Here is a 12156-nt window from a genome sequence, read left to right as displayed (position 1 = left end):
AGGCGTTTTGCTCGGGCAATCAAGCACATCCTGTAGCGGCCATGTGGACGCCGCCACAGGATGCGCACCTGTCTACTGCAGGCTCAGCAGCAGCGGAATGTTGCCGCGGGTGGCCTTGGTGAACGGGCAGCTCTGCCGGGCGGCGTCCAGCAGGCAGCGGGCCAGCTCCGCCTCGACGCCGGGCAGCGAGATGGCCAGGTGCGCGCGCAGGAAGAAGCCGTGCTCGCCGTGCACCAGTTCCACGTCCGCCTCCACCGTGGCATCGGGGGGAAACGGGACTTTCCGGGCGTTGGCGGCATGCCGCAGCGCACCGATGAAACTGGCCGACCAGCCGACGGCCAGGAGCTGCTCCGGGTTGGTGCCCTGCCCCGGCGCGCCCGGCGGCGAAAAGCGCAGGTCCAGGCGGCCATCGTCGCTGCGCGCGATGCCGTCGCGGCCGCCGAGGGTGCGGGTGTGCGCGGTGTAGAGAACCTTCTCGATCGACTGCATCGGTACTTCCTGACGAACGATGACCGGCGGGCCCGGCAATTCAGAACACCCGCGCGCACTTGCGGCTGGTGCGGGACAGGCGCTGCCTGGCGTCGGCCTGCGGCAACACCACCTGCGCCGCCGCGCGCCGCTGGTATTCGCCCAGCTCCTGCCGGGCGATATCCAGCAGCCAGGCACGGAAAGGGCCCGCGGGATCATAGCTGGCACGCTGTGAATCCACGGCCTTCAACGTAGCCCGCAGGACCTCGCCGAGGTCTTCCCCGCGCATCCGCCCGGCCTGTACCTGCCCTTCGAAGAACGCCACGAGCAGCGGAACCAACGCCTTGAGCAGGCGCGGCGACGCCTCGCCACCGCCCTGTTGCGCCTGGACCAGCAATGCACCGAATTCCGCATTGCTGCAGCGCCCTGCCAGGCTCATGCAGCCGATACCTTCAGTCATCCGCCCAACCTCCCTTTCCCAAGCAGCCCTGCATTGACTGTCCTGCGCCTTGGCGCGAGGACAGGGACTGCTCATGAGAATGGGGCAGGAGTGCCAAAGTCGCCCGTTATATGCTGTTAGCGCCTGTTAGGCGGGTGCGGCCCCGGGGCACCGGCTCCGCTGCCGGGGGCGTGCGGCTCCCGACCAGTCTGGGGCCGACGAGCGTCATCAGCAGCATGAGCGCCATGGGGAAGAACAGCAGCACGTCCAGGCCATAGTGATCGACCGCCAGCGAGATGCCGGCCGGCCCGACCAGCATGCCGGAGAAGCCCACGCAGTTGACGATGCCGATATTCCGGCCGGCGTTCCGCGGGTCCTTGCGGCCGGCGCTGGACAGCAACAGAGGGGCCAGGCAGGACATGCCCAGCCCGAACAGCGCGAACCCTATCAGGGCGAGCCGGGCGTCGCCGAGTTGCGCGAGAACCAGGCCGGCCAGCGACACCGCGCCGCTGGCCATGACCACCCGTGCGGCGCCGAAACGCTGGGTGAGGCGGTCGCCGATCAGCCGCCCGATGAATTCGGCGCCGGTGAAGCAACTGATGGCCAGTCCGGCGAAGGCCGTGGTCGCACCCAGTTCGCGGTGGATGAACTCCTGGCCCCAGTCGCCCACCGCGCCCTCTCCCACCATGACCGCAAGCAGCAGCAGGCCGAAGCCGAGCATCAGCAGGAACGGGCGCCCTTCGCCAGGCTCGGCGGGCAGCGCTGTAGCGTGCCCGCTTTGGGTTTGCGCCAGCACCTCGTCCTTCTCCAGCATGAAACCGCTGAACGCGAGGCTGAGCAGCAACAGCAGCGTCCCCGTGATCGCGAACGGGTACAGGGCGCTCTGTGGCTGCAGGCCAGCGAAATAGCTGCCCAGCATGCCGAACAGGAAGCCTCCGAGGGAGAAACAGGCGTGGAAGTTGGACATGATGGGCCGGCCGTAGAAGCGCTCGACCTGCACGCCATGGGCGTTCAGCGCCGTCTCGGTGGCACCGCGGAATACGCCTAGCAGCACGCCGACGGACAGTGCGAAGCAGAATTCGCTGGCGAAGCCCAGGGGAATGATCGAAAGCGGATAGAGGATCACCGCGACGCGCACGACCTTGCGCGCGCCGAAGCGGTCCAGCAGGCGGCCGGTGAACAGCGCGCCCGCCGCCGCCCCGGCCCCGATGCCGAAGGCAATCATGCCGTAGCCCAGGTCGCCGGCGCTGCCCGCGAGGCCGAGCTGGTGGCGCAAGGCGCTGACGCCTGTGGACCAGATGTACATCATGCCGCCGATCATCATGAAGCCCAGGATGGTGGCCAGGCGCGCATGGCGGATCCTGCGCGCGATTCCGGTGTCGTTGCGTATTGTCATTGTTCTGAGCAACCCGTTGGAAAGGAGGTTCGAAGCGGAAAAGGGGCCGCGATGACGGCCCCCTGGATCACCGGGAGGAATCTACCCTGCCCGGCGGGCCGGACGCCAAGCCGGCGGATAGCCGGGCAGCGAATGGCCGCGGATGGGATGAAGGCAAACGCCGGGCCGCCTTGTGGGCGCCCCGGGTGGAACCCCGCCGGGCGAGCCGGCGAGACAGGCGGCGGATTATCTCTCGGCTTCGTAGCGCGCGCGGTTTTCCGCGTTCGGTGGGTACAGGCCCGGCAGCGAGGCGCCGGCATCCACCTGTTGCATGATCCAGCCCTCCAGGCGCTCCTGTTCGGCGGCGATTTCCACCACCTCTTCCAGCAGCCCCTTGGGAATGAGCACCGCGCCGTCGTCGTCGACGACTATCACGTCGTCCGGGAACACCGCGACACCACCGCAGGCGATCGCCTCCTGCCAGTTGACGAAGGTCAGCCCGGCCACCGACGGCGGCGCCGCCACGCCCTGGCACCAGACCGGCAGGCCGGTGCCGAGCACGCCGGCGACGTCGCGCACCACGCCATCGGTGATCAAGGCGGCCACACCGCGCTTGTGCATGCGCGCGCAGAGGATGTCGCCGAAGATGCCGGCATCGGTGACGCCCATGGCGTCGACCACGGCGATGCAGCCCTCCGGCATGGCTTCGATCGCCGCGCGGGTGGAGATCGGCGAGGACCAGGATTCGGGCGTCGCCAGGTCTTCGCGGGCCGGCACGAAGCGCAGGGTGAAGGCCCGCCCGACCAGGCGCGGCTGGCCCGGGCGGATTGGCCGGGTGCCGCGCAGCCAGACGTTACGCAGCCCCTTCTTCAGCAGTACGGTGGTCAGCGTCGCGGTGGAGATGCCGCTGAGAATCTCGCGGATGGAAGGATCGAGTGTCATCGCCATGTCCTCAGATGCTGGAGATCAGCCCGCCATCCACACGGATGACGGAACCGGTGATGTAGGAAGCGCGAGCGCTGGCGAGGAAGGCCACCGTGTCGGCGTATTCCTGGGGTTCGCCGTAGCGGCCCACGGGGATGGAGTCGGTGCTCTCGCGGGATACTTCTTCCACGCTGCGCCCTTCCCGCTCGGCCTTCTTCTGGTCGAGGAAGCGGATGCGGTCGGTGGCGATCCGTCCCGGCAGGATGATGTTGCTGGTGATGCCGTCGCGGGCGACTTCCCGGGCGAGGGTCTTCGACCAGCCCAGCAGCGATAGGCGCAGGGCATTGGAAATGCCCAGGTTGGGAATCGGCGACACCACGCCCGACGAGGCGCTGGTGATGATCCGCCCCCACTGGCGCTCGCGCATGCCCGGCAGCAGCCGGTCGGTGATGGCGATCACCGACAGCACCATGGCCTGGAACTGCTTCTGCCACAGCACCGGATCCTGGCCGGCGACCGGCGTCGGCGGCGGGCCGCCGGTGTTATTGACAAGGATGTCGACACCACCGAAGCGCGCCTCGATCGCTGCGGCATGGCCTTCCACCTGGGCGAGGTCGCCGAGGTCCCAGGTGAGCGCCATGCCCTGGGCGCCAGCGGACAGCAGCGCATCCAGGGTGGCCCGGGCCGCCTGCGGGTCGATGTCGGCGACCACCAGGTTCGCCCCTTCCGCAGCCAGGGTGCGTGCGATGGCGCCGCCCAGCCCTCCTCCGGCGCCCAGTACCAACGCGGTCCTGCCTTTCAATTGAAGATCCATGCCTTGCCCTCTTTCTGGTTCGCGCGCCCTGCGGGCGCCTTGGGTAATGGGTGGACGCCGGCCGCCCCGAACCGCGGGCAGCCGCACGCCTGCGCCAGGGCCGCAGGCCCGGGCGTGAATCGGAAAAACCGTGTTTCAGCGGTGCTCGGCGAAGGCCGCTTCCACCGCCAGGCCCAGGGCCAGAACCTCGTCGTCGCGGCCCTGGACCGCGGAGATCAGCGCCGAGGTCGGCAGCCCCTGGGGATCGACGCCGGAGGGGATGGCCACGCCCGGCATGTTCAGGAAGCTGCCGATCATGGTCAGGGACAGCGTGGCCACGTTCGTCGTGGCGAACAGCGCGTCGTCCCGTTCCAGCGGTGCCAGTGGCGGCGCGACGTGCCTGACCGTCGGCATCGCCAGGAAGGCGCCGTCCAGCTCGGCGGCGATGGCTTGCAGCAGGCGCTGGCGGGCCGCGCGGATCGCCGCCACCCGCTGCGCGGGAATGTCCGCCGCGCTGCGCAGGCGGCTGCTGACCCGCGGGTCGATGGCGCTGCCCTGCGGGCCGTTGACCAGGTCCTTGAGGAAATCCCAGCCCTCGATGGCGCCCAGCCAGCCATCGCGTGGAATCAGCTGGCGCACCTGCGCCACCGCCGCGAGCCGGCGCCATTCAAGCCTGGCGCCCTGCGCCTGCAGGTGCCGCATCAGCGCCAGGAAGTTGCTGCGCACCGCCGGGGCGATGCCGCCGTCGTCGAGAATGCCCGCCTCGATGACCAGCCGGCTGCCCGCGAGGGGCGCCGCTTCGATCACCGGCGCACGCAGCCCGCGCATGGCGGCGTCGAGCAGTACGCAATCGCCCACTGTGCGCGCGATGGGGCCTAGGCTGTCGAGGCTGCGGGCCAGCGGATGCACGCCCGCCATGGGGTAACGCTCCGCTGAGCTCTTGAACCCCGCCAGCCCGTTGAAGGCCGCGGGCACCCGTATCGAGCCGCCGGTGTCGCTGCCCAGCGCGGCGCTGACGATGCCGCGCTGCACCGCCACCGCCGAGCCCGCCGACGAACCGCCGGGCGCCCTGGGCTCGACGCCCGGGAAGTCCGGGGTGGGCGTGCCGAAGTGCGGGTTGAGGCCCAGCCCGGAGAACGCCAGCTCGCTCAGGTTTGTCTTGCCCAGGGCAATCATGCCGTTGGCCCTGAGGGCCGCCACCACCGCGGCGTCGGCCTGCGCCGGCGGCACCTCGCGGCGGGTCAGGGAACCGGCGAGCGTCCGGCTGCCGCGCACGTCGAAGATGTCCTTGATCGCCAGCGGTATGCCGTCCAGCGCGCTCAGCGCCTGGCCCCGGGCGCGCCGGGCATCGGCGGCGCTGGCCTGCGCCAGGGCCTCCGCGGCGAAGAGCTCGGTGAACACGTGAGCGCTGCTGCGGGCCCTTTCCAGCGCCGCAGTCACCAGCGCCAGCGCCGTCGTTTCGCCCCGTTCGAGGGCGCGGGATGTTTCTGCCAACGTAGCCATGGGTTCCTCGACTTCCTTCAGACCGGGTACCGGAATGCGCCTAGCGCAGTTCTGCGACCAACTCCACCTCGACGCAGGCGCCGCTGGGGATCTGCGCCACGCCGAAGGCGCTGCGGGCATGCTTGCCCGGCGCGCCGAGGATGTGTTCGAGGGTTTCCGAGAAGCCGTTGGCGACGATGTGGTGTTCCCGATACTGCGAACCGCTATTGACCAGGCAGAGTACCTTGACGATGCGCGCGATGCGGTTGAGGTCCCCGGTCGCCGCCTGCAGGGTGCCCAGCACGTCGATGGCGATGTTACGCGCCGCGCGGATGCCGGTTTCGGTGTCCATGTCCGTGCCCAACTGGCCCACCCAGGGCTGGCCCTTCTGCTTGGCGATATGCCCGGACAGGAACAGCAACTTTCCCGATTCCACGAAAGGCACATAAGCGGCCACCGGAATACCCGGCGGGCTCAATACGATACCGGCTTCTTCGATGCGTCCGTAAATGGAATTCGAATCACTCATTTCGACTCTCTCGGAATATTATAAGCAGCAATAAAACTCAAACTTTAGAGCGACACTAACAGCTGAACTTTCGACGCTAGATTCTTTCAATCCGAGGCTTGATACAAGTTACTCTTTTCATCTAACCTGTAAATCAAACTAACATCTCAGCCTCGTGCAAGAGGGACTCCGAAATGCCCAGCATTCCTCCGCTCGCCAGCCTCCGCGCCTTCGAGGCCGCGGCGCGCCTGCGCAGCGTCACCAAGGCCGCGGCCGAGCTGAACGTCACGCATCCGGCCATCAGCCACCAGATCAAGCAGCTCGAGGACCACTTCGGCGTGCAGATGGTGCAGCGCGTCGGACGCGGGATAGTGCCCACGCCGATTGGCGAACAACTCTCAAATCTACTAACGGATTCATTCCAGCAGATCGAGAACTTCTGCGATGAAATAATCCGCTCCAAGAAAGGCAAGACACTGTCCGTCGCCTCGGTTGCCTCATTCGCTTCACGCTGGCTCATTCCGCGACTGCCGAAGTTCATGGCGGCCCATCCGGATATCGATATCCGGGTCATTTACGCGCCCCATGAAATATTCGAGATGCGCAGTGACTGCGATGTCGTGATCCGTTACCAGGCACACCCCGTCGCGGCCAATGAAGTGGGCGTCGAACTCTTTTCCGGTGAATCCCGCCCCCTGTGCAGCCCCGCCTTCGTGGCCCGCTACGGCGACCTCTCGACGCCGGAGAAGATCGCCCGCGTACCGCTGCTGCACGACAACGACCGCGAGGTCTGGGCCTCCTGGTTCAAGTCCGCCGGCGTCGAGCTCAACGCCCCGCTGGCCGGCATCGTCTACGAAGATTTCAACCTGATGAGCACCGCCGCCATCGCCGGCCACGGCGTGGCCCTGTGCCCGGTGGAGCTGGTGCGCGAAGACATCGCCCAGAACAACCTGGTGGTGCTGTCCGACATCGGCGTCAAATGCGATGGCAACTACCTGCTGTTGCACCGCAAGGTACCGAGCAACACCGTGCTGACCTTCCGCGACTGGATGCTCAAGGAAGTGAAGCGCGACGCAGGCAAGCCGGCTCGCGACTGACTTGCGCCGCCCAGGGCTCCGGCTCAGTGCTCGAACAGCCGGCCGAAGCCCTTCACCGGCGCAGCAGCCTTGCCCAGGCGCAGGGCATGCCAGAAGGTGGCCTGGTTGCTTGAGATGACGAACTTGCCGGTTTCCCGTTCGAGCCTTTCGATCACGTTCAACGAACGGATGGCGGTGCACGACAGGAAGATCGCGTCCGCGCTTTGCCAATCCAGCGCAAGCGCCTGTTGCAGCAACAGCTCCTCGCTGATTCGCGCATGGTTGTCGTCCAGGTCGACGCCCAGGCACGCCACGCTGCTTAGCTCCAAGCCATTGGATTCGAAGAACGCCACGGCCGCCTCGGTCACCGACAGCGTATAGGGCGTCAGCATGGCCACGCGCTTCGCACCGACCGCGCGCAGGGCCTCCACTACCGCGATCGCCGGATTGGTCACCGCGATGCCCTCGCGGCCAAGCTGCACGGCGGCCTCCACTTCCGGCGTGCCGATCAGCATCGAGGCGGCGGTGCAACCGAACACCGCCACGTCCAGCCGTGAACGCGGCAGGATGAGCTGCGCGATGTTGGGCAGCTCGCGCTCCAGTTCGCGGAAGGTCTCCTCGGTGTTCGGCTCGCGAAGCCGTATCCGGGTGGTGAACACGGCCACCTCGTCGGTATTCGCCATGCGGTGGAAGTCACGCTCGATGGCGACATCGGCGGACAACGCGATCAGGCCGACGCGCAGCTGTTCGCCATAGGCGGGGCCGGCGGGGGTGGGAATGCGGATTTCGTTGATTTCAGCGCTCATCGTTGCTCCAGCTCAGAAGAAGGTACGTATGGCCGAGCGGACGTCGTAGACGTCGTCCACCACGGGGATCAGTTGCCACTTGTCGAAGGTGGTGCAGGGATGGGAAATGCCGAAGCCGATCAGGTCGCCGACCTGCACGTCGGCCTGCGCGTCGCACTGCACGAATGCGTGCTGGTCGTTGAGGCGGGTCACCCGGTACTGCGCATCCAGCGCCCTGGGCCGGGCGCCGAAGGCCGGCCGGTAATGCAGGCGCGCCACCGGCATCTCGAAGTCGAAGCTGATGTCGCGCTTGCCCACGGTGACGATGAAAGTCCCCGGCTCCGGGCGGGACTGGACGATGCCCCACACCTCCAGCGCCCCCGCCAGGTGCGGGGCGATGCCATCCAGTTCCGGCTGGCGCGCGAGCAGGCGGTCGAAGGCCCGCGCATAGGCCAGGTGGTCGTGGGCGAGGTAGCAGCCGCTGCGGATCACCACCACCTGCCCTTGCGGCGCGCGCCACTCGCTCAGCCGCTTCACGACGATGTCGAAGTATTCCGACCCGCCGCTGGACAACACGATCTCCCCTGCCGCGAACCACCCCGCCGCCAGGCAGTCGCTGGCGAGCCCGAGCATGGCCTGGAGCATGCGCTCGATGCGCGGCAGCTTGTCTTCCTCCGGCAGCCCGGGGAACACGCTTTCGTAGGACTCCAGGCCACGCAGCTCGACGATATCGCTACCAGCTATGCGCTGCGCCAATGCGCACGCTTCGGCTGCATCGCGCAGGCCCGTGCGGCCACCCGGCGCGCCGACTTCCAGCAGCACGCCGAGGCGGCGTTTCAGCGCCCTGCCCCGCCCGCCTTCGAGCAGCGCCTCCAGGGACGACGCGGAGTCGACTATCACCAGCAGCTCGGCACCCTCCTCGCGCGCCAGCTCATCGAACAGCAGGGCGACGTTCTGCCGGCCGAGCACCTGATTGGCGATGAGGATGCGCGGCACACCGAAGCGGCGCAGGACCGCCACCTGGTTCGCGGTGGCAGCCGTCAGCGCCCAGGCGCCGTCTTCCAGCTGGGCCTGGAACAGCTGCGGCGACATGCTGGTCTTGACGTGGGGCGCGATCCGCGCGCCGGTATGGCGCAGGAACGCTTTCATCCATTCGCGGTTGTTCTGCACGGCGCTGCGCTTGAGCACCGCGACGGGGAACGCCAGATCCTGGTTCAGCAGGTTCCAGCCCTGCTGGCCGATCTCGCGGAACGCGATGGGCGCCAGTGTCGGCGGCAGGCCCTTGCAGGTGCCGTCGACCGGCTGCGCATCCAGTGCCTGCATGGCCCGCTCGAAGGCGGCGGGCAGTTTCGGCTCGATGTCGTTCATCGCGCGGCCCGTCATGCCAGGTAGCGCAGGGCGATGTCGGCGAAGATGCGCGCGGAGGCTTCGAGCTTGTCGAGCTCGACGTACTCGTCCACCGAGCCGCTTTTGCCCACTTCGCCGGGACCGATGATGACCATGGGGACGTTGAGCGCGGGCGCTATCACCGCGGCGTCGGAGTAGTAGGAAACCCCGGTCACCACCGGCTCGGCGCCGCGCTCGGCGGTCACCGAGGAAACGCACAGCGAGACGAAGGGGTGCTCCAGCGGGGTGTCGATCGGCGGCTTCTCGTCGACGACTTCCAGGCTGACGTGGGGGCCGGCGATGGCCTGGAACTGCTGGACCACGTCGTCCGCGGTTAGGCCCGGCACGGTGCGGATGTCGATGCAGGCGTGGCACTCGGGGGCGATCAGCGGCCAGGAAATGCCGCCCTCGATCATGCCGACATTGACGGTCGGCGAGCCTAGCATCGGATGCACCGGGGCCTGCAGCTTCAGGTCGCGCACCCGGCAGAGGAACTCGGCCATGCGCAGGATCGCGCTGCCGCGATCGCCAGTGCGGTCCGCGGAGAAGGCGTTGTGGCCGTACTCGCCCTTGGCGGTGGCGCGAATCCACAGGGCGCCCTTCTCGGCGGTGAAGACGTCGAGGGAAGTCGGCTCGCTCACCAGCAGCGCACCGGCGCCGGCCAGCGCGCCACTCTCCACCAGGTGCTTGGCGCCCAGGCAGCTGGAGTTCTCCGCCGCGCTGAAGGCGAGGATCAGGTCGCCCTGGAGTTCGTCCTTGCGCTGCTGCATGGCGATGCCGGCCACCACCATGGCGGCCAGCGCGGCCTTCATGTCGGTGGCGCCGCGGCCGTAGAGGCGGCCATCCTTCACCAGCGCGCCGAACGGCGGCACGCTCCACTCGGCCTCGTTGACACTGATGGTGTCCAGGTGGGCGGAGAAGATCAGTGCCGGGCGCTGGCCCTTGCCCTTGATCCGGGCGACCACGTTGGCGCGGTTCTCGCCGATGGATTGCAGTTCGCTTTCGATGCCGAAGTCGGCGAGTACCGAGGCGACCAACTGGGCGGCCGGCAGCTCGTTGCCCGGCGGATCGAAGGTGACCAGTTGGATCAGCCGGCGGGACAGATCGAGAAGCAGGGTGTTGTCGATGTCGCTCATGAAACCTTCTCCAGGGCAGTGAGTGTCGCTCCCGCGTCGGCGCGGGCGGCGAGCATGATCGGTACGGCGGGAGCATCCACGGGGGCTCGTCCCGGCCGCTGGAGCCAGTTAACGGTCTCCCGCACGGGGGCTCAATTGATTAAATTTGCGTACCTGTAAGCTGGGCTTACACGAGCCCGGGCCCAGCAAGGACGCGCCTCGCCGGCCGGCGGTCGGGCATAAAAAAACTGCCGCCACACCGGGTGGGCGCGGCGGCAGAAAGCGTGGCAAGCGGGTGTTTCGAGGCGCCTCAGCGGGCGTTGAAGTGGCCCCAGGCATCCGCGCTGGTGTAGGTGGTGACCTGCTTGAGTTCGAGGAACTCGTGCATGCCCCACTCGCCCAGCCCGCGGCGGAACCCGCTCTGTTTCACCCCGCCCCAGGGCGCCTGGATGAAAGCCGGCCCCGAGCAGTTGGCCCAGACGATGCCGGCGACCAGTTGCGCGGCGACCCGCTCGCGGCGTTCGCCGTCGTCGGAGAGCACCGCCGCCGCCAGGCCGTAGCGGCTGTCGTTGGCCAGTTCGATGGCCTGCGCCTCGTTGCCGAAGCGGGCGACGCAGAGCACCGGGCCGAAGACTTCCTCGCGCCACAGCACGTTGTCGCGGGAGACATCCAGCGCCACCGTCGGCAGGTAGAAATAGCCCTTGTCCAGTTGCCCGGGAGCCTCGCCGCCGCATAGCAGCCGGGCGCCCTGCTCCACGCCCTGGCGGACCAGGGCGGCGACGCGCTCGCGCTGGGCCGCGCTGATCAGCGGGCCGACCTGGGTCGAGTCGTCCAGCCCCGCTCCGACGCGCAGGCCCTGCACCGCGTGCCGCAGCTTCTCCAGCAGCGCGTCGAAGATCGAGTCCTGCACCAGCACGCGGCTGGTGGCGGCGCAGACCTGCCCCTGGTTGTACATCGAGCCCATCAGAATCCACTCGACCGCATGGTCCAGGTCGACGTCGTCGAAGACAATCATCGCCGACTTGCCGCCCAGCTCCAGCGCCAGGTCGCCGATGAGGTTGGCGCGCGCCTGCATGACCTTGCGGCCCGACTCCGTGCCGCCGGTGAAGGACACCTTGGCGATGCCCGGGTGCGCGGCCACGGCGGCACCGCATTCGCTGCCCAGCCCGCACACCACGTTCAGCACGCCGGCCGGCAGCCCCGCTTCTTCGGCGATGCGCGCCAGGCGCAGGGTGGTCAGGGAGGCTAGCTCGGAGGGCTTGAGCACCACCGTACAGCCCGCTGCCAGAGCCGGCGCCACCTTCCAGGCGGCGTTCACCAGGGGGAAGTTCCACGGCACGATCAGCCCGACGACGCCCGCCGGCTCATGGCGCAGCTTCACTTCGAAACGCGGGTCGGACACTTCTACCGGCGTGCCCTGCTGGCCGTCCAGCGCTTCGGCAAGCCCCGCGTAGTATTCGAAGCAGGCCACGGCGTCGCTCATGTCGTAGCGCGCCTCGGTGATGGGCTTGCCGCAGTCGCGCACTTCCAGCTCGGCCAGGGCGCCGGCCTGTTGCTGGATGCCGGCGGCGATCGCCCGCAGCAGACGGGCCCGCTGCGCGCCGGTGGTGCGGCGCCAGCCGGCGGCCAGGGCGGCTTCGGCGGCCTGCACCGCGGCGTCGACCTCCGCCGCGCCGCTGCGCGGGATTTCCGCGTAGTTTTCTTCGCTGGCCGGGTCGGTCACCGGCAGCGTTTCGCCGGACAGGCTCTGGCACCAGCGCCCATTGATAAAGTTGAGATTCTGCATCGTTGCCTTCTTCGGTGTT

The 12156-nt window shown here is 68.3% G+C and carries 12 protein-coding genes; 1 reads left to right on the top strand and 11 read right to left on the bottom strand.

The window, feature by feature from the left end:
* Positions 1-72: 72 nt before the first annotated feature.
* From QSJ95_RS03195 to QSJ95_RS03165, 7 genes are all read right to left on the bottom strand, one after another.
* A complete protein-coding gene (locus QSJ95_RS03195) occupies positions 73-489 on the bottom strand; it encodes an organic hydroperoxide resistance protein (RefSeq protein ID WP_058070377.1) in 417 nt (138 codons plus the stop codon).
* 40 nt (positions 490-529) lie between these two features.
* The gene (locus tag QSJ95_RS03190; protein WP_285639989.1) at positions 530-928 is read right to left on the bottom strand and encodes a hypothetical protein; all 399 of its coding nucleotides are present in this window, start codon (positions 926-928) and stop codon (positions 530-532) included.
* 106 nt (positions 929-1034) lie between these two features.
* Positions 1035-2303: an MFS transporter gene (locus QSJ95_RS03185; RefSeq protein WP_281686907.1), complete on the bottom strand. Its 1269-nt coding sequence runs from the start codon at positions 2301-2303 to the stop codon at positions 1035-1037.
* Between the two features lie 225 nt (positions 2304-2528).
* Positions 2529-3224 (bottom strand): ribonuclease activity regulator RraA, encoded by a 696-nt coding sequence (locus QSJ95_RS03180; protein ID WP_009621935.1) that lies wholly within the window; start codon positions 3222-3224, stop codon positions 2529-2531.
* 10 nt (positions 3225-3234) lie between these two features.
* Positions 3235-4020, bottom strand: a complete 786-nt coding sequence (locus QSJ95_RS03175) for an SDR family oxidoreductase (protein WP_009621933.1) — start codon at positions 4018-4020, stop codon at positions 3235-3237.
* A 135-nt stretch (positions 4021-4155) separates the two neighbouring features.
* Complete coding sequence (locus QSJ95_RS03170) at positions 4156-5502, bottom strand: amidase family protein (protein WP_285639984.1); 1347 nt, start codon at positions 5500-5502, stop codon at positions 4156-4158.
* A gap of 40 nt (positions 5503-5542) precedes the next feature.
* Positions 5543-6010, bottom strand: a complete 468-nt coding sequence (locus QSJ95_RS03165) for a RidA family protein (protein WP_043272826.1) — start codon at positions 6008-6010, stop codon at positions 5543-5545.
* A gap of 173 nt (positions 6011-6183) precedes the next feature.
* Here QSJ95_RS03165 and QSJ95_RS03160 point away from each other — a divergent pair, with 173 nt between their 5' ends.
* Positions 6184-7086, top strand: a complete 903-nt coding sequence (locus QSJ95_RS03160; RefSeq protein WP_009621927.1) for a LysR substrate-binding domain-containing protein — start codon at positions 6184-6186, stop codon at positions 7084-7086.
* A 23-nt stretch (positions 7087-7109) separates the two neighbouring features.
* On the opposite strand, the gene QSJ95_RS03155 is transcribed toward QSJ95_RS03160, so the two are convergent.
* The 4 genes from QSJ95_RS03155 to QSJ95_RS03140 all read right to left on the bottom strand — a co-directional run bounded on the left by QSJ95_RS03155 (position 7110) and on the right by QSJ95_RS03140 (position 12137).
* Positions 7110-7871, bottom strand: coding sequence for a maleate cis-trans isomerase family protein (locus tag QSJ95_RS03155; protein ID WP_009621924.1), 762 nt, complete (start codon positions 7869-7871; stop codon positions 7110-7112).
* 12 nt (positions 7872-7883) lie between these two features.
* Positions 7884-9218 (bottom strand): type III PLP-dependent enzyme domain-containing protein, encoded by a 1335-nt coding sequence (locus QSJ95_RS03150; protein ID WP_285639983.1) that lies wholly within the window; start codon positions 9216-9218, stop codon positions 7884-7886.
* Between the two features lie 11 nt (positions 9219-9229).
* Positions 9230-10372 (bottom strand): M20 family metallopeptidase, encoded by a 1143-nt coding sequence (locus QSJ95_RS03145; protein ID WP_009621920.1) that lies wholly within the window; start codon positions 10370-10372, stop codon positions 9230-9232.
* Between the two features lie 289 nt (positions 10373-10661).
* Entirely contained in the window at positions 10662-12137 is a 1476-nt protein-coding gene (locus QSJ95_RS03140) for an aldehyde dehydrogenase family protein (protein WP_285639982.1), read from the bottom strand.
* Between the last annotated feature and the right edge of the window lie 19 nt (positions 12138-12156).

Origin of the sequence: Pseudomonas sp. NBRC 100443, assembly GCF_030268185.1 — a bacterium.
Classification (GTDB): Bacteria; Pseudomonadota; Gammaproteobacteria; order Pseudomonadales; family Pseudomonadaceae; genus Pseudomonas; species Pseudomonas citronellolis.
Note: the sequence above shows the minus strand (reverse complement) of the source record. Positions and strands in the feature narration are given on the sequence as shown.

Bases quoted from the DNA above. Each gene is read 5' to 3' on its own strand.
- QSJ95_RS03140 (WP_285639982.1), bottom strand. From the start codon at position 12,137: ATGCAGAATCTCAACTTTATCAATGGGCGCTGGTGCCAGAGCCTGTCC.
- QSJ95_RS03145 (WP_009621920.1), bottom strand. From the start codon at position 10,372: ATGAGCGACATCGACAACACCCTGCTTCTCGATCTGTCCCGCCGGCTG.
- QSJ95_RS03150 (WP_285639983.1), bottom strand. From the start codon at position 9,218: ATGAACGACATCGAGCCGAAACTGCCCGCCGCCTTCGAGCGGGCCATG.
- QSJ95_RS03190 (WP_285639989.1), bottom strand. From the start codon at position 928: ATGACTGAAGGTATCGGCTGCATGAGCCTGGCAGGGCGCTGCAGCAAT.
- QSJ95_RS03160 (WP_009621927.1), top strand. From the start codon at position 6,184: ATGCCCAGCATTCCTCCGCTCGCCAGCCTCCGCGCCTTCGAGGCCGCG.
- QSJ95_RS03155 (WP_009621924.1), bottom strand. From the start codon at position 7,871: ATGAGCGCTGAAATCAACGAAATCCGCATTCCCACCCCCGCCGGCCCC.
- QSJ95_RS03175 (WP_009621933.1), bottom strand. From the start codon at position 4,020: ATGGATCTTCAATTGAAAGGCAGGACCGCGTTGGTACTGGGCGCCGGA.
- QSJ95_RS03165 (WP_043272826.1), bottom strand. From the start codon at position 6,010: ATGAGTGATTCGAATTCCATTTACGGACGCATCGAAGAAGCCGGTATC.
- QSJ95_RS03180 (WP_009621935.1), bottom strand. From the start codon at position 3,224: ATGACACTCGATCCTTCCATCCGCGAGATTCTCAGCGGCATCTCCACC.
- QSJ95_RS03170 (WP_285639984.1), bottom strand. From the start codon at position 5,502: ATGGCTACGTTGGCAGAAACATCCCGCGCCCTCGAACGGGGCGAAACG.
- QSJ95_RS03195 (WP_058070377.1), bottom strand. From the start codon at position 489: ATGCAGTCGATCGAGAAGGTTCTCTACACCGCGCACACCCGCACCCTC.
- QSJ95_RS03185 (WP_281686907.1), bottom strand. From the start codon at position 2,303: ATGACAATACGCAACGACACCGGAATCGCGCGCAGGATCCGCCATGCG.